Source organism: Eikenella glucosivorans (assembly GCF_016025525.2).
Taxonomy (GTDB): domain Bacteria; phylum Pseudomonadota; class Gammaproteobacteria; order Burkholderiales; family Neisseriaceae; genus Eikenella; species Eikenella glucosivorans.
This window is the reverse complement of the sequence record NZ_JACSGR010000005.1, coordinates 126,060-147,418: the sequence shown is the minus strand read 5'-3', so window position 1 is coordinate 147,418 and position 21,359 is coordinate 126,060. Positions and strand designations below refer to the sequence as shown.

At 59.1% G+C, this 21,359-nt stretch carries 20 protein-coding genes and 2 pseudogenes; 1 reads left to right on the top strand and 21 read right to left on the bottom strand.

The features are described 5' to 3' along the window. Positions 1-20: 20 nt before the first annotated feature. From ispF to H9Q10_RS07515, 12 genes are all read right to left on the bottom strand, one after another. Positions 21-506 (bottom strand): 2-C-methyl-D-erythritol 2,4-cyclodiphosphate synthase, encoded by a 486-nt coding sequence (gene ispF / locus H9Q10_RS07570; RefSeq protein WP_197903352.1) that lies wholly within the window; start codon positions 504-506, stop codon positions 21-23. Positions 507-718: 212 nt separating this feature from the next. Continuing rightward, positions 719-1,309 carry a GTP cyclohydrolase II gene (ribA, locus tag H9Q10_RS07565; RefSeq protein WP_218042264.1) on the bottom strand — a complete coding sequence of 197 codons (591 nt, stop codon included), beginning with the start codon at positions 1,307-1,309 and terminating at the stop codon, positions 719-721. Positions 1,310-1,360: 51 nt separating this feature from the next. Continuing rightward, entirely contained in the window at positions 1,361-2,020 is a 660-nt protein-coding gene (locus tag H9Q10_RS07560; protein WP_197903351.1) for a GAF domain-containing protein, read from the bottom strand. A 332-nt stretch (positions 2,021-2,352) separates the two neighbouring features. Continuing rightward, the gene (locus H9Q10_RS07555) at positions 2,353-2,907 is read right to left on the bottom strand and encodes an RDD family protein (RefSeq protein WP_197903350.1); all 555 of its coding nucleotides are present in this window, start codon (positions 2,905-2,907) and stop codon (positions 2,353-2,355) included. 104 nt (positions 2,908-3,011) lie between these two features. Beyond that, positions 3,012-3,560 carry an RDD family protein gene (locus H9Q10_RS07550; RefSeq protein WP_197903349.1) on the bottom strand — a complete coding sequence of 183 codons (549 nt, stop codon included), beginning with the start codon at positions 3,558-3,560 and terminating at the stop codon, positions 3,012-3,014. 195 nt (positions 3,561-3,755) lie between these two features. Further along, the gene (gene aroG, locus H9Q10_RS07545) at positions 3,756-4,808 is read right to left on the bottom strand and encodes a 3-deoxy-7-phosphoheptulonate synthase AroG (RefSeq protein ID WP_197903348.1); all 1,053 of its coding nucleotides are present in this window, start codon (positions 4,806-4,808) and stop codon (positions 3,756-3,758) included. Between the two features lie 459 nt (positions 4,809-5,267). Next, positions 5,268-6,611, bottom strand: a complete 1,344-nt coding sequence (locus tag H9Q10_RS07540) for a DUF58 domain-containing protein (RefSeq protein WP_197903347.1) — start codon at positions 6,609-6,611, stop codon at positions 5,268-5,270. 9 nt (positions 6,612-6,620) lie between these two features. Beyond that, positions 6,621-7,625: an AAA family ATPase gene (locus H9Q10_RS07535; protein ID WP_197903346.1), complete on the bottom strand. Its 1,005-nt coding sequence runs from the start codon at positions 7,623-7,625 to the stop codon at positions 6,621-6,623. A gap of 127 nt (positions 7,626-7,752) precedes the next feature. Continuing rightward, entirely contained in the window at positions 7,753-9,132 is a 1,380-nt protein-coding gene (locus H9Q10_RS07530; protein ID WP_197903345.1) for a DUF4350 domain-containing protein, read from the bottom strand. Next, a complete protein-coding gene (locus tag H9Q10_RS07525; protein ID WP_197903344.1) occupies positions 9,129-10,685 on the bottom strand; it encodes a DUF4129 domain-containing protein in 1,557 nt (518 codons plus the stop codon). The genes H9Q10_RS07530 and H9Q10_RS07525 overlap by 4 nt, the downstream gene beginning before the upstream one ends. Continuing rightward, entirely contained in the window at positions 10,682-11,662 is a 981-nt protein-coding gene (locus H9Q10_RS07520; RefSeq protein ID WP_197903343.1) for a stage II sporulation protein M, read from the bottom strand. The genes H9Q10_RS07525 and H9Q10_RS07520 overlap by 4 nt, the downstream gene beginning before the upstream one ends. Then, the gene (locus tag H9Q10_RS07515; RefSeq protein WP_197903342.1) at positions 11,659-12,423 is read right to left on the bottom strand and encodes an RDD family protein; all 765 of its coding nucleotides are present in this window, start codon (positions 12,421-12,423) and stop codon (positions 11,659-11,661) included. Before H9Q10_RS07515 ends, H9Q10_RS07520 begins: the two co-directional genes overlap by 4 nt. Before the next feature lie 162 nt (positions 12,424-12,585). On the opposite strand from H9Q10_RS07515, the pseudogene H9Q10_RS07510 reads away from it, so the two are divergent. Further along, a pseudogene (locus H9Q10_RS07510) lies at positions 12,586-12,717 on the top strand (IS5/IS1182 family transposase); the annotation flags it as partial. 185 nt (positions 12,718-12,902) lie between these two features. Here the strand turns inward: H9Q10_RS07510 and H9Q10_RS07505 are convergent. From H9Q10_RS07505 to H9Q10_RS07465, 9 genes and pseudogenes are all read right to left on the bottom strand, one after another. Further along, positions 12,903-13,346: a DUF5376 family protein gene (locus H9Q10_RS07505; protein ID WP_197903341.1), complete on the bottom strand. Its 444-nt coding sequence runs from the start codon at positions 13,344-13,346 to the stop codon at positions 12,903-12,905. Positions 13,347-13,365: 19 nt separating this feature from the next. After that, positions 13,366-13,713 (bottom strand): annotated as a pseudogene (locus H9Q10_RS07500) (EndoU domain-containing protein); the annotation flags it as partial. 61 nt (positions 13,714-13,774) lie between these two features. Beyond that, positions 13,775-14,824, bottom strand: a complete 1,050-nt coding sequence (locus H9Q10_RS07495; RefSeq protein WP_197903340.1) for an NAD(P)-dependent alcohol dehydrogenase — start codon at positions 14,822-14,824, stop codon at positions 13,775-13,777. A gap of 227 nt (positions 14,825-15,051) precedes the next feature. Then, on the bottom strand, positions 15,052-15,621 hold the full coding sequence (locus H9Q10_RS12240; protein WP_197903339.1) for a sugar O-acetyltransferase: 570 nt from the start codon (positions 15,619-15,621) through the stop codon (positions 15,052-15,054). A gap of 134 nt (positions 15,622-15,755) precedes the next feature. After that, positions 15,756-16,775: an alpha/beta hydrolase gene (locus H9Q10_RS07485; protein WP_197903338.1), complete on the bottom strand. Its 1,020-nt coding sequence runs from the start codon at positions 16,773-16,775 to the stop codon at positions 15,756-15,758. Between the two features lie 137 nt (positions 16,776-16,912). Beyond that, positions 16,913-17,857: an aldo/keto reductase gene (locus tag H9Q10_RS07480; RefSeq protein WP_197903337.1), complete on the bottom strand. Its 945-nt coding sequence runs from the start codon at positions 17,855-17,857 to the stop codon at positions 16,913-16,915. Positions 17,858-18,178: 321 nt separating this feature from the next. Next, positions 18,179-19,246 carry a carboxymuconolactone decarboxylase family protein gene (locus tag H9Q10_RS07475; RefSeq protein WP_197903336.1) on the bottom strand — a complete coding sequence of 356 codons (1,068 nt, stop codon included), beginning with the start codon at positions 19,244-19,246 and terminating at the stop codon, positions 18,179-18,181. A gap of 582 nt (positions 19,247-19,828) precedes the next feature. Beyond that, positions 19,829-20,503: an NAD(P)H-dependent oxidoreductase gene (locus tag H9Q10_RS07470; RefSeq protein ID WP_197903335.1), complete on the bottom strand. Its 675-nt coding sequence runs from the start codon at positions 20,501-20,503 to the stop codon at positions 19,829-19,831. Positions 20,504-20,678: 175 nt separating this feature from the next. Next, entirely contained in the window at positions 20,679-21,203 is a 525-nt protein-coding gene (locus tag H9Q10_RS07465) for a flavodoxin family protein (RefSeq protein WP_197903334.1), read from the bottom strand. Positions 21,204-21,359 lie beyond the last annotated feature (156 nt).

Sequence of the window (21,359 nt, the reverse complement as noted above, 5' to 3'; positions counted from 1 at the left end):
ATAGTTGTTAATTTCTGTTTTCAGCCAGCCTTTTCCAGCAACACGACGGCTTGTGCTTCGATGCCTTCCATGCGGCCGAGGTAGCCGAGTTTTTCGTTGGTTTTGGCTTTGATGTTGATGTGGTTTTCAGGTAGCCCGAGGTCGGCGGCGAGGTTGGCACGCATGGCTTGAATATAGGGGCGTAGTTTGGGCTGCTGGGCGATGATGGTGCTGTCCACATTGACGGCGCGCCAGCCTTGGGCTTGCACGGCGGCGTAGGCTTGGCGCAGGAGGGCGCGGCTATCGGCGTCTTTGTGTTCGGCGGCGGTGTCGGGGAAGTGGGTGCCGATGTCGCCGAGGGCGGCGGCGCCGAGCAGGGCGTCGGTGACGGCATGCAGCAGGGCGTCGGCATCGGAGTGGCCGAGCAGGCCTTTTTCGAAGGGGATACGTACGCCGCCGAGGATGAGGGGGCGGCCGGGGGTGAGCTGGTGGACGTCGTAGCCTTGCCCGATGCGGAACGGGGTCATTTGGGTGCCTTTGGGTGGGTGAATATAGGGTTGGGTTGTGAGAAGCGTGGGCGTTTGTGCCGCCCTGCTCTCTTTAATAAGCGGATGATTTTTAAGTGGCTGGTATTTTCAGGTAGCCTTTTGGCGCGGACTGGAGGCTACCTGAAAAATGATGGCGGCCAAGCGGCGGGTATCGTGTACCCTGCCCTGCGGGCGGGTGGGTTGGCTGAAAATCAGTTGTCGATTAAATGACCGAGCTTGGCGGCTTTGGTTTTCAGGTAGCCGGTGTTTTCGCTGTTTTGGCCGACTTGCAGGGGCACGCGTTCGACGATATGGATGCCGCTTTGCTCCATAATGCTGATTTTGTTTGGATTGTTTGTGAGCAGGCGGATGGATTTTACGCCGAGGTGGTCGTAGATGGCTTTAGCGAGGGTGAAATCGCGGGCATCGATGGGCAGGCCGAGGGCGAGGTTGGCTTCTACGGTGTCGAGGCCTTGGTCTTGCAGGGCGTAGGCGCGGATTTTGTTGATGAGGCCGATGCCGCGCCCTTCCTGGCGCAGATAGACGATGAGGCCGCGGCCTTCGCGTTGCACAGCCTGCATGGCGGCTTGCAGCTGGGGGCCGCAGTCGCATTTTCGAGAAAACAGGGCATCGCCGGTGAGGCATTCGGAGTGGATGCGGGAGAGCACGGGCGCGCCGTCGGCAATGTCGCCCATGCTCAGCGCGGTGTGTTCTTGACCGTTGGGCTGTTCGAAGCCGTGCATGGTGAAGATGCCGTATTCGGTGGGCAGGCGGCAGGAGGCGATGTATTTGAGCGGGGTCATGATGTGCTTTATGTGGTGTGTGCGGAGGGTTGTTTTGGTTTCAGGCAATCTTCAGTTTTCTTTGCTGCCGCCTTCTTCCTGCAACAGGGCGGCGAGCGGTTCGGCCAGTGCCAGGGCGAGGCCGATCCAAAGGCTTAGGGCTGTGTCGTTGAAGGCGGCGGGGCTGCTGTGCTCCAGATAAACCACGCCAAGCACGCGGCCGCTTTCGGCATACACGGGTACGGCGAGCTGGCTGCCGGGGCGGTGGCGGCTGCCGGCAAGGTCGCCGTTGGCCAGCCATTGGGCAACGTCGTCGATCTGGTTCAGCCAGCCGGTTTGCGCACTGCGGGCGGCGAGGTGGGCAATTTGCACGGCCTCCAAATCCTGCCCCACGGCCAACAGTTTTTCCAGCGGCTCGCCTTGCGCGGTGAGCTGGACGAGCCGGTCGGGCGCGGACAGCAGATACACGCCGGCGCTGCGGTAGGGGTTGGCACTGTAGGCGGAATCGAGCGCCATAAAGATTTGGCGCAGCAGGGCGTGGTTGGATTCGGTGCGCGGCAGGTGTTCGGACAGGGTGCCGCCTTCGCCGCGATACCACAAAACCTCAGGCTCGATCTCTGCCCGGCCGGCAGCCATCACGCTGCCGGCGGCGAGCATGGCGATTTGCACGGCTTCGGGCGGCAGTTTCAGGCCTTGGGTTTGCAGGTAGTCTTGAATCAGTTCGGCGCTCATGGCTGTCTTTTGCGGGATGGCGGTGGGAAAAGTGGGTAATGATACTGCCGAGGCGGAAAATTGACAATTTCGGCGGGGATAGCGGCGGGCTATCGCCGCCCTGCCATTTTGTGTTTGGGGTTTGCACATCCGCTTTTCTGTGCGGGCGGGCTTGCCCTCTCATTTGGCACGTTTCTCAAATCCGGCATGATTTTTCAGGTAGCCTCATCCGCCAAGGGAGGCTACCTGAAAAAGTTTGGTTTGCCTGCGCGGCAAGGCCGGTTTACGTTTCACTGTGCAGAAACCCGCTGCACCCGTTCCAGCTTCGTTGAATCGGCCGCTTTCAAGCGGCACTAGGCTTTCACCACCAAGGTTTGCAGCAGCATATCCTGCGGGGTTTGGTAGTTGCGGCTTTTGCGGCAGAGCATGACGAGGTAGGCCAGCTGCACGACGTAATAAACGATGCTGCCGACGGGGCGGCCGAACTGGTTGATGAAGGTGCAGGCGGTGAGCAGGATGATGAAGAACAAGAGTTCGCGCACGAGCACGTATTTCACAAAGCCGGGATTGGCGCCGGTGTCGGTGATCAGGCGGATGCGGAGGATTTTCTGGCCGATGCTCTGCCCGCCGAGGCTCATGATGACGGCCTGGCAGAGCAGAAGCAGCACGGTGAGGCCGCCGAGAACGAGCGCGGAGTTGTACAGCCAGGGCAGATTGGCGCGCACATAGCGGGGGTTGGCGGCAATCGTCATGCTGAGCGCGACAAACAGCAGGGGCAAAATGCGGTCGATGGCGCCGGCGAGCAGGCGCTGCCAGGGTTTGGCCAGCTCGACTTCCCGCAAACGGCCGTCGGCTGGCGGCTCGGTGAGGGATTCGGGGGTGCGGTAGGCTTGGCGGAAGTCTTGCATGGGTTTCCTTGGCGGGCTGGATTATAGGGAAGGCTACCTGAAAATCTGGCCGCGATAAATCGGTGATTTCAGGTAGCCTTCAACCTTAGCCTTGTGCAACAGGCTTAGTTTTTAATCACCAAGGTTTTAGCCAGAAGGTCTTGCAAAGTTTGGCGGTTGCTGCTTTCTCTGAAGAGCATGACGATGCAGACGATAGCCGCAACGAATGCCAACAGGTTGCCCAATGCTTCGCTGAATAGGCCGATGATGGTGAAGATCATATTGTAGGCGAATTCGCGCACGAGCACATATTTTACGAAACCGGGGTTGTCACCGTCTTCGGTAATCACGCGGATGCCGATGATTTTCTTGCCAATACTTTGGCCGTCGCGTGTCATGATGACCAAGTTGTAAATCAATAAGCCGAGAATGGCCAAAAGGGCAACGATGATTAAGGCCATTGCTGCCCCGCCGCCGCTACCGCCCATTATGGGCAATAAAATAGCGGCCAGGATACCGATACCGGCAAAGGGCAAACCATCCATAATTCTGGCGCCCATCCGTTGCCAAGGGGAAGCCAGCTCCACTTCCATTTCATCAGCATCGTGTTCCAATGCGGTAGCGGTGTAGGCTTGGCGGAAGTCTTCGTTTGGGTTACTGCGGAAATCTTGCATGAGTGTTCTCCATCGGGCGGTGTGTGAAAATGAGGCAAACGGTGGCAGGAAAGCCGAATCGTTTGCCTGATTTTTATTTTTGCCCTGTTGTTAAATAGACGTTGTTGAAGGAGCGTGGATTTTAACAGTTTGCAGGGGTTTGTAAATATTCATCGTTTCTAACTTCGTTGAAGCTGCGCTTTCAGGTAGCCTCGTTCACACCCTGCTGCGGTTGGCTTCGGCCATCAGAGTGAGCAGCTCTTCGGTGGTGTCCCAGCCGATGCAGGCGTCGGTGATGCTTTGGCCGTAGGTTTCGGGCTTGTCTTGGCGGCCTTCCACAAGGTGGCTTTCCACCATGATGCCCATGATGTTTTGCTCGCCGTTTTTCAGCTGGGCGGCCACGTCGCGGGCCACTTCCATCTGGCGGGTGTAGTCTTTGCGGCTGTTGGCGTGGCTGAAATCGACCATCAGCCTGGGTGTAACGCCGGCTTTGGCAAGCTGGGCGGCGGCGGCTTTTACGTGTTCGCTGCTGTAGTTGGGCTCTTTGCCGCCGCGCAGGATAACGTGGCAGTCGGGGTTGCCGGCGGTGTGGACGATGGCGGAGTGGCCGGCTTTGGTAACGGAGAGGAAGTGGTGCGGGTGGGAGGCGGCGCCGATGGCGTCGATGGCGATTTTGAGGTTGCCGTCGGTACCGTTTTTGAAACCGACCGGACAGGAGAGGCCGCTGGCGAGCTCGCGGTGCACCTGGCTTTCGGTGGTGCGCGCGCCGATGGCGCCCCAGGAAATGAGGTCGGCATAATACTGGGGGGTGATCATGTCGAGGAATTCGGTGGAGGCGGGCATGCCGAGCTGGTTGAGTTCGAGCAGCAGGCGGCGGGCTTGGCGCAGGCCGAAGTTGATGTCGAAGGTGCCGTCGAGGTGGGGGTCGTTGATGAGGCCTTTCCAGCCGACGGTGGTGCGGGGTTTTTCAAAATAAACGCGCATCACGATGAGCAGCTCTTTCTCGTGCTTCTGGCGCAGGGGGAGCAGGCGGCGGGCATATTCGAGGGCGGCTTTGGGGTCGTGGATGGAACAGGGGCCGATGATGACGAGCAGGCGGTTATCGCGGCCGTGCACGAGTTCGGCGATTTGGCGGCGGGTGTTTTCCACCAGCTCGGCGGCTTCTTGGCTCACGGGGAGTTCGTAGAGGTGGGCGATGGGGGGGAGCAGCTCGCTGATGCTGCGGATGCGTACGTCGTCGGTGGGGCCGAAGGGTTGGTGTGGGGTCATGGTTATGTGATCCGTTGATGGGGTAATGAGAAAGGGGCTTATTGTGGACTGGAGGCGGGGGTTGTGGCAAGGGGTGTATTTGGCTGAAACCGGTGTGGCGGATTGGCAGGCAACCTCTATCCGCTTGAGGCTACCTGAAAATTTCTGGGTTTGGGCGATTGGCGGATTTCAGGTAGCCTTTGAGCAGAAGCAAAGTTTTGGTTTGCTGCCCTCTTCCTGCCCCCTGTCGCGGGAGCAAGGGGGGGGGTTCTGGCAAATAACAAATTTCAGGTAGCCTGCATCATTCATGCCGGCGCTGGCACGGGTTTGCTGCGCAAACTCCCCTCACTCCGCGCGACTGCCCCGGCATGAAGCGGCACAACACAGCGCATGAATGGCGCAGATGCTGTTTGATATTGGCTACCTGAAAAATTCCGGAGTTAAACAATTTTGTCGGTTTCAGGTAGCCTGTGCCGCTCCCTACCAGGCTTGGCGGCGTTTGAGTTGGAGGTAGCGGTTGATGAGCTCGGTGCTCAGCTGGTTGGGCAGTACGTTGACGGCATTGATGCGGGCGGCATCGAAATGGCGGATGGCTTCGGCCACATGGCTTTCGTATTGCAGGGCGCCGAGGTAGGCTTGGGCGTCCTCTTCGTTGCGCACGGGCTGTTGGCGCACTTCTTCGGGGGCGAGGGGGCGCAGGCCGCCGAACAAAACCATGTGGTGTTTGCGCAGGCGTTGGATGTGTTGCAGCAGGTGGCGGCTGTCTTCATGGTTCAAGTGGGAGAGCACGACTACGAGGGCGCGGCGCTTTTGCTTTTGCAGCAAAAGGTTGACGGCGCTTTCAAAATCGGCAGCCTGCTGCGAGGGCTCGATATCGAACACGCCCTGCACCAGGCGGCCGAGCTGCTCCATGCCTTTGTGCGGCGGCACGAAACGGGCTTCGGGCTGAGCGAAGGTGAGCAGGCCGACGGCATCGCCGTGTTTGAGCGCGGTGTAGGAGAGCAGCAGCATGGCTTGCAGGGCGTGGTCGAAGTGGCTTTTCCCTTCCATTTGCAGGCGCATGTTGCGGCCGCAGTCGAGCAGGAAGATGAGCTGTTGGTCTTGCTCGTCTTGGTAGGTGCGTACGATGGGGCGGCTCATGCGCGAGGTGGCTTTCCAATCGATGTTGCGGATATCGTCGCCGTCTTGGTAGTCGCGCAATTGATGGAAATCCTGGCCAAGGCCCAAGCGCGGCAGCTTTTTCACGCCCACCAGGTTGAGCCAGCGTTGCAGGCCGATGAGGTCGGCGCCGAGGATGCGGCTGAAATCGGGCAGCACATCCACTTTGTCGGCCAACGCGTGCCTGTGCCGCCGCTGCCACAGGCCGAAGGGGCTGGGCAGCCAGTATTCGATGCCGGCAAATTCGGCGCGGCCGCGCAGGCGGGGGGTGATTTGGTAGCGGATGGTGGAGAGGCGGCCGGGCAGCGTGTCGATGAGCAGGTGCGGCGTATCGGTGTGCCAGTTGTGCGGGAAGAGGTCGGCCACCAGCATGGTTTGCGGGCGGCGCCACAGGCCTTGCCCAGGCGGCATGAGCGTGATTTCCACGCTGTGCGGCCGGCCTTGGATAAACTGGTGCGGCAGGCTGCGTTCCCACTGCGGCACAGGCGGATGGCGCTGCCACAGGGCATCCAGCAGAGCACCGAGCGCCAGCAGCAAAGCCAGGCCGCCGGCAACATATTGAACGATGCCGCCAACGCCCTCATTCAGGTAGCCGGCCAACCAGCCGGCAACGCACACGGCAAGCAGGGCGGCAAACAGCAGCACCAGCAGTCTGGACGGTCTCATGGGCAAGCCTTACAAGCGCGGCGCAGGCACGGAGGCGGCCAATTCGTTTAACACCTGCTCCACCTGCACGCCTTCCATTTCCATCTGAGTGGAGAGGCGCACGCGGTGGCGCATGGCGGGCAGCCAGATGGCCTTGATGTCGTCGGGGGTAACGAAATCGCGTCCGGCTAAGAGCGCATAGGCGCGGGCGCAGCTGATGAGCGCAATGCCGGCGCGCGGCCCGGCACCCACCGACAACGCCGGCCAATCGCGGGTGGCGGCCACCAGGCGCACGGTGTAATCAATAATCTGCGGGTCCACGCCCACCTGCGCCACCAGCTTTTTCAGCTGCTCGATCTGCTGCGGCTGGAACACGTGGGATGGCTGGCTGCCGCTGAGCAGGTCGTTGTTGCTGCTGTTGATGACAGCGCTCACCATGCGCGCTTCGTCGGCGGGGGCGGGATAACCGATCATCACTTTGAACATAAAGCGGTCGAGCTGGGCCTCGGGCAGCGGATAAGTGCCTTCCTGCTCGATCGGGTTTTGCGTGGCCAGCACCATGAAGGGGCTGGGCAGGTGGTGGGTGTGGCCGTCGAGCGTGACGCTGTGCTCCTGCATCACTTCGAGCAGGGCGGACTGGGTTTTGGCCGGGGCGCGGTTGATCTCGTCGGCGAGCAGCAGGTGGGTGAACACCGGGCCTTGGCGCAGCTCGAAGCGGCTGTTATGCGCATCGTAGCGGTAGTGGCCGGTAACGTCGGAGGGCATCAGGTCGGGCGTGAACTGGATGCGGCGGAACTCGCCGGCGAAAGTTTGTGCCAAGGAGCGCACAAGTAGGGTTTTGCCGGTGCCGGGCACGCCTTCGAGCAACACGTGACCGCCGGCGAGGAATACGGTGAGCACCTCGTCCACCACCTGCTGCTGGCCGATGAGCACTTCGTTGAGCCGCGCGCGCAGCATCTGAATGGCGCGCACGCCCTGCTGCATGGCGGGATTGGCGGTATGCTGGCTGGGCTGGGAGAAATTGATGTCCGTCATCGAATCATCCTTTGGGTTGTGTGGGTTTGTTGGTTAATCGGGATTGGGATTTCAGGTAGCCTGTGTCTGGCTTGAGGCTACCTGAAAATCCGGCAGGCATATTTTTCAGGTAGCCTTTGGCTGCCGCTCAATACCACGAGCGGTTGATCTTGCGCATGATCCGCTGGTGCGAAGAGAGCATCTGCAACCACTGCACCAGGTTGATGCTGTCCGGCAGCGGTTTGAGCCACGGTTCGACTACGGAAGGCGGCAGCTTAGTTTGCGCGCTGAGGAATTCGAGCTGCTTGCGGCTGCCCATCTGCTTCCAGGCAGGATGGCGCTGTTGCAGGGCTTCGAGCAGGCGGCGCTGCATATCGTTCAGGATGGCGCGGCGGCTCAGGTGGCGGGTGAGGAACTGGCCTTGGGCGAGCAGGTGCTGTTTCAGGTAGCGTTCCGGCGCGGGCGGCAGCTGCTGCACCACGCCCACGCGCACCACGATGCGCCACAAGAGCACCAGCGCGGCGGCAAAAGCCAGCGCCCACAATATCGGCTGGGCTTTGATCATCTGCCAGAGCATGGGCGAAGAAGCGTCCATACTGTTCGGATAGAGGCGGTTCACCAAAAGGATGCGTTCTTTTTCCTGTGCCAGATAGACGGCGAGGTAGGCGTGGTCGAAGAGGGCTAGGCTGTTGCCGGCAAAGTCGGGGCGTTCGGGGTTTTCGAGCCATTCCGAATCAAAAGTGAGCAGCACGCTGCCGTCGCCGTAGGCCATGCGGACGATTTGCACGCCGTAGGCGTTTTTGCCTTGAAACAATACGGCGGCGCCGGGCTCTTTACCCTTGCCCTGCTGCGGTACCCATACGGTGCCGTTTTGATAATAGCTGCCGGCGATGTTGAGCGTGGCGTTTTCAGGTAGCCGCACGCTGCTGAGTCCGGCATTGCAGCGTTCGCTCACTTGCAGCGGCTCAGCGGTGCCGATTTGCTGTTGCGCCTGCCGGACGCGTTCGGCGGCTTTTACGCAAGCAGGCAGCTTGGGCAGGGTTTCGGTGTTGATTTCGGGGGCCTTGGCGGTGCCGATTTGCAGGCGGCGCAACAGGGTTTGGCGGAAATTCGGCTTGTCTTCGCCACGCTTGGCGGGCGTGCCGTCGGCACGGAGCGGGTTGTCGTCGGCATCGGGAAACATGGCCAGCACGAGGTGGTTGCCGCGCCCCACCCAGCCGAGCAGGCGTTCGGCGTCTTCGCTGCTTTCCAGATTGTTGTCGGCAACAATCATCAGCTGCCCGTTGCCGTATTCGTATTCTTTCAGCCCGCTCAGGCCGTACATGCTGCGGCGGTTTTCCACGTTGGCGATGCCGGCGTTAGTGAGCAGCCGTTCCAGCGCGTAGAGGCTGCCGCGCTGCATCTGCTGTTGGGCATCGAGCGACTGCCAGGTTTGAGCCTGCCGCTTGTCGAGGTTCGCGGCCACGATTATCCCGCCGAGCAGCAGCACGGCCAGCAGGCCGATAAGCAGGGTCTTTTTGTTTTTCATGCCGCGCCCTCCCCTACCCGGGAAAGGCTACCTGAAAATTCCGAGTTGCCGCTGCCGGCAAACATTTGCCGGTATTCGCGGCACAGGCGGTGTACGGTTTCGCGCTCGGGCAGGCGGTGGGCATAGGCCAGGGCAACCCATTGGTCGGTGAGCGGCTGCCAATAATCCAAGAGCTGCGGCTGGCGCTGGCGCACGCGTTTGAGCACTTGGCCTTCGGTGTCGCTGCTGCGCAGGGGCAGGCCGTAGCGGCGGCTGATTTGCGAGAGGCTGCCGCGATAGAGCAGGCTCATGGCGGCGCGCGGGTCACGCTCGTATTCGGCCAGCACGGCGGCAGCCACGTCGCCAGGCAGGCTTTCGGGGGTAATCTTCATGCCGAACAGGGTTTCCGGCACTTCTTCGCCTTCGTTCAGGCCGAAGCCGCCGTTAGCCTGATACCAGCGATAGAGCAGCCACAAGACCAGCGCCAGCAGGAGGCCGATGAGGGCATACATCAGTGCGTTGAACCACGGCAGGGGCGGGGTGGGAATGTTATCCGGTAGCGGTGAGCGGCTGTTCTGTTGCTGTTGTTGTTGCTTGTTGCAGCTGCCCCAGCAATATTCGGTGTCGTTTTTCAGCTGCCGGAACGGCGGTTTTTCCAAGGTATCCTGCCGCACCTGCTCCACTTGGCTGCGGCTGGGCAGCGGCTCGGCATGCAGGCTACCTGAAAAACCGAAACCGATAAACACGGCCAGCAGCAGCGCCCACAACGTGCTGCTCTGCCCCAGCAGGCGGTCTTGGATTTTGCGCGCGGCCAAGCGGATATCCCAGCCTTCGGCACGGGTGCGCGCATTCAGATACAGCGTGAAGCCGCAGGCCACATACAAAGGCCCCCAGAAACACAGCAGCAGCATATACAGCACATTTGTCAAATACTCAAACAGTCGCCCTTCCCCCGCACCAACCAGCATACCGATCTGTTCCAGTGCCTGCGAAGAACGTATCCCACCGAAGGGATTGCCCACGATGTTTTGCGAAGGGTCGCCCGTCCACAGCCAAAACAGCAGGCTGAGCAGGCCGAGGCTCAAAATCATCTCCAGATGGATACCGAAAAAGGTGAGCCACACCGCCCCGCCGCCGCTCTGGCGCGAAAGCTCGTTGCAACGGCGCTGGTGCGCCTTACCCGATAACCGCTCCAACAGCGTTACAGGCAGCACCAAGCTGCGGCGGAAACTGAAACGCCGCCAAGTCAAATCACCAATCAGGCGCGGCCGCCACATCTGCCCCAAAGCCGCCCGCACACACTGCCGATACGTCGGCAGCGGCTCAAACACCTGCTGCGACATCAGCCACAACACCGGCGCCTCAAACAGCGGCTTGAGCCACCAAATCAGCAAGCCAGCCCATTGCGGCTGCCGCCAGCACAGCAGCAAAATCAAGGCATACACCGGCAGAGATAAAGTGGCCCACACCGCCATATACAGCCAAGGCCGCTCCTGAAACAGGCGCGCGCCCAAATCGAGCGCTTCCCAACCGCTGCGCGGGCGGAAATTGAGGCGGGTTTCCCAAATATTCATGCCGCCCTCCTGCCTGCATACAGCAGATAGGCATACACCAAAAGCCACATTGCCACGGAAACAATATATTTGAAAATCATCGGAATACTGGTAATCGGCGACCAAAAGCCTTCAATAAACGCGGCGATAAACAACAGCAGGAAGCCTCCGTTCATCAAGCCCGCCGCCTGTTTGCCCTGAATGCGCAGCGCATCACGGCGCGACATTCCCTGCGGATTGAGCAGCGCCAAACCCAAACGCAGGCCGCCAGCTGCCGCCAGCACGATGCCGGTGAGCTCGAAAGCGCCGTGTGTGCCCACAAAGGAGAAGAAAGCCGGGCCGGCCGGATTATGCACCATATAGCCCATCGCTCCGCCGATCACCCAACCGTTGCTCACGGTAACGTACACCGTACCCAAACCGAACAGGATGCCGCTGGCAAAACTTTGAAAAGCGATGGTGATGTTGTTGAAAATATAGAAGCCTGCCATGGCAAAGTTTTGCCAGGCCTCGCGGTTGGTGCCGTCGGCATATTGATCCATCATTTCCTGGTAGGAATCGGCCAGCCCCGGGCCATGGTTCAGGCCGGCGATTTTCTCCACGCTCTCCGGCACAAAAGCCGTGAGCAGGAAAGCCACGATAAACGGCAGGTAAAACAGCGCGTGCGCCAGCCACACCAATTTTTTCTCGCGCCGCACCAGCTGCGGGAAGCCGTGCCGCACGAAATCACGGAAGCGCACCCACAGCGACACCTGCTGCCCCACATACAGAATCTGATGCGCCCGCTCGCACAAGTATTGCAGATAATCGGTGAGGCCGCCGGAATAGCGCCGGTCGGTGGCCACCGCTAGGTGGTGGCACACGGTGCGGTAGTCCTGCATAAACAGGCTGATTTGCTTGGCAGGCAGACTGCCGCGCCGCGTTTCCAGCTTTTGCAGATCCTGTTCGAACGAGCGCCAGAACGCCTGATGCTGCTCTTCGAAAAACAACTGCCTCATTCGGCCGCCCTCCTCTGTTCGCCCGCGTAGTATTTGGCCAGGCCCAGAATCAGCCGTTCGGCGCTGCGTTCGTCCTCATCACGGCCGAAAATCGCGCCCGCCATCATTTGCGCTAGCTCGGCGGTGCGCGCGGCGCTCAAATGGCGGCGGCGTTCCACAAAGCTCAAAATCGCCTGTTGCTCTTCACGGGTGAGCGCCACCGGCGGGGTCACGGCCTGCACGCCGCCCAAATCCATGCGCTGCGCCTGGCCGCGGGTTTTGTCGGCATACACCACCACGGTGGAAGCCAAAATATCCCCCAGGCGGCGGCCGTAGGGGTTGCACAGGCTGGTAACCAGGCCCACGCCGTAAAACATCGGCATGCCATCGAACACGCGCAACAGGTTGCGCAGCAGCGAGGCCGACCAGGTGATGTGCGTGCCGTTGTCGTTGACCACGCGCAGGCCGAAGATTTTCTTGCCCGGGGTCTGCCCGTGCCACCACACCTCAAACACCACGAAATACAGCCACACGGTGAAGAAACCGTTTACAAACAATAGGAAGAAAAAGACACCCTCGCTGATATTTCTGCCGGAGGCCGAGCTGAACACAAAGGCAAGCAGCATAGTGGAAAGCGTAAACCAAACCATGCGGATGATGAAATCGACAAACCAGGCGCGCGAACGGGCAAACACCGAGGCCGGGCGCAGATAAATATCAATGGCTTCCGGCGTTTCGACTTTGAGCAGGGTATCCAGCCGTGAGGAGAGGGTTTCGGACATAGTGGAGAGTGTGTGCCAAACTGGGCGGTTCTGCCGCCGCTGAAATGGGCGAACTTTGCCCGAAACACGGGCTTTTGGCAAGCTTTCGGCGGGAAGAGGGGCGGAGAGTGTAGCGGGATTTTTCAGGTAGCCTGTTTTCAGGTAGCCTATCCGCCATGCAGGCTAACTGAAAAAATTTATAGTGGATTAAATTTAAATCAGGACAAGGCGACGAAGCCGTAGACAGTACAGATAGTACGGCAAGGCGAGGCAACGCTGTACTGGTTTAAATTTAATTCACTATACCGCATGGAATGTGCGCCGGATGGCGAGCAACCACAGGGCTACCTGAAAAGCGTAAGCTTCAACGCAATTAAATCGATTATTAGCAGCATGGGTGATGGTTTTGTTCGGAATATCGGCGTTGGCTGCACCCTTTGCCACGCCTAATCAAGGTGATGAAAAGGCTACCTAAAAATTTTCAGGTAGCCTCTTATGGCTTAGAGATAAGCTTCTTCAGTATCGATGATTTCCGAATAGTTCGGGTCAATATCCCGCTGCAGGAATGCCAGCCATTTTTCCATGGCATACGCTACCTCCTTGCGGGGCAGGAATAATATCGGTTGATAATCCTCATCCTCCGGATCTTCCGATGCAAATCCAAATTGCATCTTCACTTTATCATCGATAATTTCTGCATACCATGATTCAGAGCCAACCAATCCAGTTTTTGCAAGAGGCTTTTTAAGTTTATGCAAAATGGATTTTACTACATCAATCATTTTCAAATCATGTAAATACATGCCTAGTATTTTTTCTTCTTCAAAATCAGAATCTCCAACAGGATAACCATCAACTTTGTATTTAACGGCATGATAAGAAATTGCTTGAGTAATATATCTTTTCCATGGCTCGGCATAGATAATTCGAAATATTAATTTCATAGTATGCTCCTTTTAATTATTAATCAGAACTAGGAAAAGCAGTTGTTGATTTTCCTGCATGAGGATGGATGAATCCTTGTATTTTTATATTGGAAGGACCAGTTTCTTCCCAGCCATTCATTTCTTTTCCTTCCAGCGGTTGTCTGACTTTGAAGGCTGCATCTGTTTCCACCTTAATCCTATCCACCGACCAGTGATCCGGGAACATGGTGGAAACGCCGTTACCGGTTTTGGGCAGATAGCGCCTGGTTTTGGAATCGTAGATGGAGACTTTGGCATCGTATGTACCATCCGGGTAGGTTCGCTCAATCCTGTCCACGCGTACCCTGCCGGTTGCGGTGGAATGGCCGCCCCTTGCGAATTGGCCGCGCGGTTCGCCAAATGATGAGGCTACCTGAAATTTTCAGGTAGCCTTTTTCAGGTAGCCCTTACAGCGTGGCGATGTCGATGACGAAGCGGTATTTCACGTCGCTTTTCAGCATCCGTTCATAGGCGTCGTTGATGTCGGCCATGTTGATCATTTCCACGTCGGCGGTGATGTTGTGTTCGCCGCAGAAGTCCAGCAGTTCCTGCGTTTCCTTGATGCCGCCGATGACGGAGCCGGCCACCGCGCGACGGCCGAGGATCATCGGCACGGTGTTGAGCGGCGGGGTGACGTCGCCGAGCAGGCCGACGTACACCAGGGTGCCGTCGAGTTTCAGCGTCGGCATGTAGGGGTTGACGTCGTGGCCGTAGGGCACGGTGTCGATGATGAGGTCAAACTGGTTCGCCACGCTTTTCATCTGCGCGTCGTCGGTGGAGATGACGACGTTGTGCGCGCCGAGGCGTTTGGCGTCTGCCGTTTTGCCCGGGCTGCGCGAGAAGAGGGTGACTTCCGCGCCGAGGGCGTGCGCGAGTTTGATCGCCATGTGGCCGAGGCCGCCGAGGCCGATGACCGCGACTTTGCTGCCTTTGCCGACGTTCCAGTGGCGCAGCGGCGACCAGGTGGTGATGCCGGCGCAGAGGATGGGCGGCACGGCTTTGACGTCGAGGTTTTCCGGCACTTTCAGCACGAAGGCGTCGCTGACGGTGATGGTTTTGGCGTAGCCGCCGTAGGTGGGCCGGCCGTCGTGTTTGTCGATGCCGTTGTAGGTGCCGACGAAGCCGTTTTCGCAGTATTGTTCGAGGTCGTGTTTGCACGGCTCGCAGTGGCGGCAGGAATCGACGAGACAGCCGACGCCGACGAGGTCGCCCGCTTTGTATTTGCTGACGTTCGCACCGACGCTGCGCACGCGGCCGACGATTTCATGGCCGGGGACGACGGGGTAAATCGTGCCGCCCCAGTCGTTGCGGGCGGTGTGCAGGTCGCTGTGGCAGACGCCGGTGTAGAGGATGTCGATGACGACGTCGTCGGGACGCGGGTCGCGGTATTCGAAGGTGAAGGGAACGAGCGGGGTGTCGGCGGAATGTGCTGCGTAGGCTTTGACGGTTTGGGTCATGGCGGGGTCTCCTGTGAAGGGTGGGGAAAGGGGTGCAGGCTGCTTTCGGGTGCGTGCAGCCTGAAATGGGGATATGCGGCGTATTCTAACCGAACCGCCCGCTGCGGATTAGCCCTTATTTGCTGCATGGGGTTGTGAGCAGGGTTCATAAATCGGCATAGAACCCGGTGGGATGATTTTTCAGGTAGCCTACTGCAGCGATGTGAGGCAGCCTGAAACCTTATGGCTTACAACGCCCGAATGTGTTTTGCTGGCACGCCGCCCACGATGCAGTTGCTTGACACGTCTTTGTTCACCACCGAGCCGGCGGCTACAACCACATTGTCGCCGATGGTTACGCCCGGCAGGATGGTGGTATTGCCGCCAATCCAGCAGTTTTTGCCGATGACGACGGGGCGCGTGGTGGTTATCAGATATGGGCTGCCGTCTTCGCGCGTGCCGAAGCGGTGGCGGTAATCCAAGGCGTGTTCGCCGCAGTAGATTTTCACGTCGGGTCCGAGCAGGGTGCGCTCGCCGATGACGATTTTGTTGGAATCCAAAAAGGTGGCGTTCATGTTCACAAACACATCGTCGCCTAGCTCGATGTGCTGTCCGTAAGTGCAGCGGAACGGCGGTAGGATGACCGCGCCCCGTCCTTTTTTGCCGACCATTTCCGCCACAATGCGGCTTTGTTCGGCGGGGTCGTCGCTTTCATTGAACCGGCGCAGCCGTGTTTTGGCGGTCAGAATCATTTGTTGGATTTCGGGGTCGCGGTAATCGTATTCCAGCCCCGCGAGCAGTTTTTCGTGTTCTGTCATGTTTCTCTTCCTTTGGGTTGGCAGTCGGTGCGGGTCGGGCATGAATGTCCGACCTACTGCTTTCAGGCTGCCTGTCGTTTTTCAGGTGGCCTTTCCCCATATGAGAAAAGGACTTTCAGGCAGCCTGAAACGCCTTAGTGCACGGGATTGGCAAACATCCGCTTCACTGCGTCGGTGCGCCATTGCAGATAATTTTTCGTCTGCGCGCCGTCGGGGTTGGCGGCTTCAAAGGCGTGGTACAGGCCGGGCAGCACGTGCAGCTCGGTGGGCACGCCGGCCTGAATCAGGCGGTTGGCGTAGTCCACGTCTTCGTTTACGAACAAATCCAAATCGCCCACCATCATGAACACGGTCGGCAGACCTTTCAGGTTTTCCGCCAGCGCGGGGGAGAAGTAGGGCATTTGGTCGGGGCGGATGGTTTGGCCGCTGCGCAGTGCCGTCCAGCCGGTGCGGTTGGCGCTGGGCGTCCACACAAATTCACCTGCGTTTTCATTGCGGTAGGGCGATTCGCTCGTGCCGGTGCGGTAGTCGAGCATGGGGTAAATCAGCACCTGGCCTTCGGGCGTGAGTTTGCCCTGGTCGCGGGTGTAGAGTGCCAGCCGTGCGGTGAGCCCGCCGCCCGCGCTTTCGCCCATCAGCACCACGCGTTCGCTGTCCAGCCCGTGCCGTGCGGCGTTTTTATAGACGTATTCCAAGCCGCGATAGGCATCGTGCAAATCGGCAGGGAAAGGGGCTTGGGTGGCGAGGCGGTATTCCACGCTGACCACGGCGGCCTGCTGGCGGTCGGCCATCGCTTGCAGCGCGTCGCCGCCCATTTTGGCGTTACCTAGGATATAGCCGCCGCCGTGGATGAAGTAGATGACGGGCAGTTTGCCGCCGCCTGCATTGCGCGGTTTATAGACATACAGCGGCACGGCAGGTTCACCCTTGGCGGCGGGCACGCGCCAGCTTTCGGCAGGCTGGCTGCTTTCGGCGGCGCGGCGGGCATTGCGTTCGTCAAACTGTTTGCGGACGGCGGGGTCGCCGAAATCCACCACCCAGCCTTTGGCGGCTTCGCGGTAGGCGGGATCGACGCGGTCGAGCGTTTTTAAATCCTGCGCGGCGGCGGTGGAGAAGGCGGCGGCGAGCAGGGCAAGCAGGAGGGTTTGTTTCATTTTTGGAGTCCTTGCATGAATAAAAGAATGGGTTTCAGGTAGCCTGAAACGGGGTTAAAGGCTACCTGAAAATGTGAGTTTCAACGGAGTTAAAACGGAGAGCAGCGCAGTTTCTACGAAGCCAAACGGCAAACGCCTTACGCCTGCCCTTCCCAGCCACCGCGCGTATCGACGCCGGTTTCCTGCGCCAAGCGTTCGAGTTCGGCGACCTGTTCGGCGGTCAACACCAATTTTGCGGCTTCGGCAGCGTCGGTAACATGGTGCGGTTTGGTCGCACCGATGAGCGGCAGCGTGCCTTTGGCAATCGCCCAAGCAATCGCCACTTGTGCGGCAGAGGCGTTGTGCGGTTTGCCGATTTCGGTCATGGTGTCGGTGAGTTTTTGCAGTTGTGGCAAGACGTTATTGTAGGCTTCGGCGCGGCGGCTGCCGACAGGCAAGGGATTTTGTGCGTTGTAACGACCGCTCAACGCGCCTTGTTCCAATACCATATAGGCAAAGAAGGCGATACCGTTTTCGCGGCAATATGCCAGCGTGCCGTCGTCAATGGAATTGCGGTAAAGCAAACTGAAATGGTTTTGCACCGCGCCAAGTTTCAGCCCTTCGGCGGCAAGGATTTCGACAACGCGTTTGATTTGTTCGAGGTTGTGGTTGGATACGCCCACCGCTTTGACTTTGCCGCTTTTGAGCGCGGGAATGAGATACGGCGTCCAGCGTTCCACGTCCAGCGAATTGTGTATCCAGTAGAGGTCGATGTCGTCCACGCCCAAGCGTTCCAAGCTGCCGTCCAACATGGACACAAAAGGATCGGCTTGGCTTTCGTCGGCAAGATTGGGCGTGAATTTGGTGGACAGGATGACGCTGCCTTTGGGTGCTTGGCGGATGAATTTGCCCAACTCTTTTTCAGAATCGCCCAAGCCGTAAGCATAGGCGGTGTCCCACAGGTTCAGACCGGCTTTCATGGCGGTGTCGAACACTTCTTTCATTTGCGCTTCGGTCAGGGTTTGCCCGAACACGGCATCGCCGCCGAATGTGCCGACGCCCCAAGACCAGGTGCCGAGAGCGATTTTTGGGTAGGTTTTCATGGTGCTTATCCTTTAATTATGGGTGATGAAAGGGGGCGGGCTGCGCTTGTTTTGACTGTGCTGAAACTTCACAAAAACTTCGCTTCCTTCGGAAGCTCCGTTTTCAGGTAGCCCGACTAGATGGTGGTGATGATACGGCAGCCGTAGAAATGGGGGAAATGGCAAATCGATATAGCGGGTATCGCGTGGCGCGATAATGGAAAGGCTACCTGAAAATTTTTGCTTTGCAGAAAAACGTTTTGCTCGTTTTCACTGCGTCGAAGCCATGTTTTAGCTTCGCAGAAACTCGCTTGGTTCATTTTCAGGTAGCCTTTATGCGGTTTAGGGCAATTTGCCGTAATCTTCATCCGACACGGACTCCAGCCACTCGTTGCGCGTGCCTTCGCCGGGCACTTCCACCGCCAGATGCTGGAACCACGAATCTTTCGCCGCGCCGTGCCAGTGCTTGACGTTGGCGGGGATGTTCACCGTGTCGCCCGCTTTCAGTTCGCGCGCGGGTTTGCCCCACTCCTGATAATAGCCGCGCCCGCCGGTAACAATCAGGATTTGCCCGCCGCCTTTTTCGGCGTGGTGGATGTGCCAGTTGTTGCGCACGGACGGCTCGAAGGTCACGTTGTACACGCCGACCTGTTCGGTGGAGAGCGGGTTCAGGTAGCTCGGCCCGCTGAAATATTGCGCGTAGGCATCGTTCGGCCGGCCGATGCCGAAGGGGCTGAGCGAACGGGGCGCGGCCATTTGGCGCACGGCGGCGATTTGCGCGTCGGTGAGCCCGTTGCGTTTGCCCACGGCGATGTGGCTGGCAAGCTGGCCGTCCGCGCCGTGCAGGCTGCTTAAAATGGTGATGGTGACCAGCTCGCGCTCCTGCCAGTCCAACACGTTGCTGGCGAAGATGTCGCCGAACAGGTGGGTTTTCAGGTAGCGGTCGATGTCGGGCGACAGGGCGGTTACGTCCACCGGCCGGCCGACCAGTTCGGTTTGGGTTTTCGTGCCCAGCGCGAGCAGGTCGGTGTCGCGCGGCAGCGGCGCGGGGGCTTTGCCTTCATCGGTTTTTTGTCCGGCGGCGCGGCGTTCTTTCACCACGCCGTCCAGCGTGGCGAGCGCGTTCAAGCTGCGCGGGAAGCCGGCGTAGGCGTAAAGCTGCACGAACACGTCGCGCGCTTCTTTCACGGTGATGCCGCCGTCTAAGGCTTGGGCAAGCGCGGTTTTCAGACTGCCCGTGTCGCCCGCTGCGGCGGCGGAGGCGATGGCGGCAAGATGTTGCTGGCGGGGGGATAGGGATGACATGGTTTGCTCCTTGTTTGGCGTTGGGACGGGGGTGCGGGCGGCGGCAGGTGCGCCGAGGGCGAAGATAAGGCTGCCGATAAGCGCGGCGGCGAGAGGTTTGGGCATGGAGGCTCCTGTACGGCGGGGCAAAGGCACAATCGGCAAATCCGCCGAACTGCGCCCGTTACCTGACCGGCACAGTGTAGCCGTCTGCGCAGCTGGGATAAACGGGGTTGGATCGATAAGCCTGATGAAGGGGGTTCATCAATGCCGGTTTGAGGCTGCCTGAAACGGAGCTTCCGCAAGGCAGCGGAATGGCTGCGGAGCTGAAATTTTAGCTTCGCAGAAACTGCGCTGCGCTCCGTTTTAACTCCGTTGCAGCCCACGCTTTCAGGTAGCCTTTGATGCTATTCCTGCCGACTGCGTTTGTTGCTGTGGAGCCAAACGTCTGTACCACGCCCATAATAACCGGTATCCGCCCACTCAATCGGCAAATGCTAACCGAGGTTGCGGCGCGACATATTGATTTGAGGCAGCCGTTTTGTTTCGCCCCTTTATTTTTCAGGTAGCCTTCGCAAGATGGAGGCTACCTGAAAGCGATGCCTTGCGAAGCAAGGCGGAGTTTCTGCGAAGCTAAAGCACAGCGCCCGCACAATTAAACGGATGCAGTGAGGACCTCTGCGAAGAAAAAACGCCAACGCAGCAAAATCATCGCGTCAGCTGCTCCACCACCTGCCGCTGGTATTCTCCCAGCCGCGACGGGGTTACGCCTTCAAACGCCAGCGGCGGCAGATAAATCATGCCCGCGTGCAGCGCGCTGGCCTTCATCGGCAGGAACACGTCGGCCAGCGGCACACCGATGCGGCCGTTTTTGCCGTAGGTGCTGCCGCCGCCCGCCGCTGTGGTGATAATCAGCATTTCCTTGCCCTGCCACAAACCCGGGCCGACGCTGCCCCAAGTGTCGTTCAGATACGCCTTCATCATCGGCGTGATGTTGAACCAGTGGGTGGGGAACATAAACACGATGCGGTCGTGTTCGCGCGTGATGCGGCGTTCTGCCTCGCCGTCAATGGCGCGGCTGTCGAAGCCGTAAATGCTTTCCAGATTGCGCACGGTTACGTTGTCCACCGTCTCCGCCGCCTGCTGCAAACCTTTAATCATCACGGATTGGTCGGGATACGGATGCGACACGATAAGCAGCGTTTTCACCCGCGCCCAGCCGCCCGTTTTGACGGTATTTGAGGACGAAGCGGATGCGGATGCGGCGGAAGCGCGGTTCGGCGTATTGCCGTTATCCTCGGCCTGCGCGCAGGCGGGCAGGACGGCGGTGGCGGCAATGACAGCTGCGCTTTGCAGCAATTTGCGGCGGTCGATGGGGTTCATGATACCTCCTGGTTGGGCGGGGTAAGGCACTGTTGTTGGAAACAGGCAGATGGCTTAGGGGATTAGGCTACCTGAAAAGGGGTAAAGCAAGTTTCTGCGAAGCTAAAACGCAGCTTCAACGAAGCTGAATCCGGCCTCGGCTTAACCGGCACTACGGCGGTGCCCCGGCCTTGATTTAAATAGCTTTGCCGATTTCGTAGGCTTCCTGAATGTGCTGTTGCAGTTTGCGTGCATTCCACGAGTCTTCAGCGATGACTTGCCCGGCGTCTTTCCAGCGCAGGTAGCGGCGGATGATAGCGAAGTGTTCGACGAGGAGGCGGATGTCTTCGCCCTGGCCGTAGCCGGCAAGCAGGGTGACGCAGGCTTTGCCGTCTTTCAGTTCGTGGTTGATTTCGTAGAAGCGGTCGATGACGGCTTTGAGCTGGGCGTTCATGCCGAAGTAGTAGAGCGAGGCGGCAAATACGACGACGTCGGCCTGTTGCAGGCGCGGCAGGACTTCGCGGTGGATGTAGTCGTCGCTGATGATGGTGCGCTCGGCGGCGTCGAGTTTGAGGAACTGGACTTTATCGGCTTCCAGCCCCGCGTCGAAGCGGTAGATGTCGTGGCCGTTTTCTGCCGCGCCTTTCATGCAGGCGTCAGCGAGCTGGTGCGAGGCGCCGTGCGGGTGCGGGCTACCGGTGAGCATGACGATGTGTTTCATTGTCTTCTCCTGGTTTCAGGTTGATTTTGCTGGGGATTTTTAGCTTTGAAAACTCAGCCTCCTTCGGGAAACCCGTTTCAGGTAGCCTCTATGTAGGCAGACTGAAAGTTTTCCTACAATGGTAGCCGAGGCTGGGAAGGGGCATATTGATTTGAG

Bases quoted from the DNA above. Each gene is read 5' to 3' on its own strand.
- ispF (WP_197903352.1), bottom strand. From the start codon at position 506: ATGACCCCGTTCCGCATCGGGCAAGGCTACGACGTCCACCAGCTCACC.
- ribA (WP_218042264.1), bottom strand. From the start codon at position 1,309: ATGACCCCGCTCAAATACATCGCCTCCTGCCGCCTGCCCACCGAATAC.
- H9Q10_RS07560 (WP_197903351.1), bottom strand. From the start codon at position 2,020: ATGAGCGCCGAACTGATTCAAGACTACCTGCAAACCCAAGGCCTGAAA.
- H9Q10_RS07555 (WP_197903350.1), bottom strand. From the start codon at position 2,907: ATGCAAGACTTCCGCCAAGCCTACCGCACCCCCGAATCCCTCACCGAG.
- H9Q10_RS07550 (WP_197903349.1), bottom strand. From the start codon at position 3,560: ATGCAAGATTTCCGCAGTAACCCAAACGAAGACTTCCGCCAAGCCTAC.
- aroG (WP_197903348.1), bottom strand. From the start codon at position 4,808: ATGACCCCACACCAACCCTTCGGCCCCACCGACGACGTACGCATCCGC.
- H9Q10_RS07540 (WP_197903347.1), bottom strand. From the start codon at position 6,611: ATGAGACCGTCCAGACTGCTGGTGCTGCTGTTTGCCGCCCTGCTTGCC.
- H9Q10_RS07535 (WP_197903346.1), bottom strand. From the start codon at position 7,625: ATGACGGACATCAATTTCTCCCAGCCCAGCCAGCATACCGCCAATCCC.
- H9Q10_RS07530 (WP_197903345.1), bottom strand. From the start codon at position 9,132: ATGAAAAACAAAAAGACCCTGCTTATCGGCCTGCTGGCCGTGCTGCTG.
- H9Q10_RS07525 (WP_197903344.1), bottom strand. From the start codon at position 10,685: ATGAATATTTGGGAAACCCGCCTCAATTTCCGCCCGCGCAGCGGTTGG.
- H9Q10_RS07520 (WP_197903343.1), bottom strand. From the start codon at position 11,662: ATGAGGCAGTTGTTTTTCGAAGAGCAGCATCAGGCGTTCTGGCGCTCG.
- H9Q10_RS07515 (WP_197903342.1), bottom strand. From the start codon at position 12,423: ATGTCCGAAACCCTCTCCTCACGGCTGGATACCCTGCTCAAAGTCGAA.
- H9Q10_RS07505 (WP_197903341.1), bottom strand. From the start codon at position 13,346: ATGAAATTAATATTTCGAATTATCTATGCCGAGCCATGGAAAAGATAT.
- H9Q10_RS07495 (WP_197903340.1), bottom strand. From the start codon at position 14,824: ATGACCCAAACCGTCAAAGCCTACGCAGCACATTCCGCCGACACCCCG.
- H9Q10_RS12240 (WP_197903339.1), bottom strand. From the start codon at position 15,621: ATGACAGAACACGAAAAACTGCTCGCGGGGCTGGAATACGATTACCGC.
- H9Q10_RS07485 (WP_197903338.1), bottom strand. From the start codon at position 16,775: ATGAAACAAACCCTCCTGCTTGCCCTGCTCGCCGCCGCCTTCTCCACC.
- H9Q10_RS07480 (WP_197903337.1), bottom strand. From the start codon at position 17,857: ATGAAAACCTACCCAAAAATCGCTCTCGGCACCTGGTCTTGGGGCGTC.
- H9Q10_RS07475 (WP_197903336.1), bottom strand. From the start codon at position 19,246: ATGCCCAAACCTCTCGCCGCCGCGCTTATCGGCAGCCTTATCTTCGCC.
- H9Q10_RS07470 (WP_197903335.1), bottom strand. From the start codon at position 20,503: ATGAACCCCATCGACCGCCGCAAATTGCTGCAAAGCGCAGCTGTCATT.
- H9Q10_RS07465 (WP_197903334.1), bottom strand. From the start codon at position 21,203: ATGAAACACATCGTCATGCTCACCGGTAGCCCGCACCCGCACGGCGCC.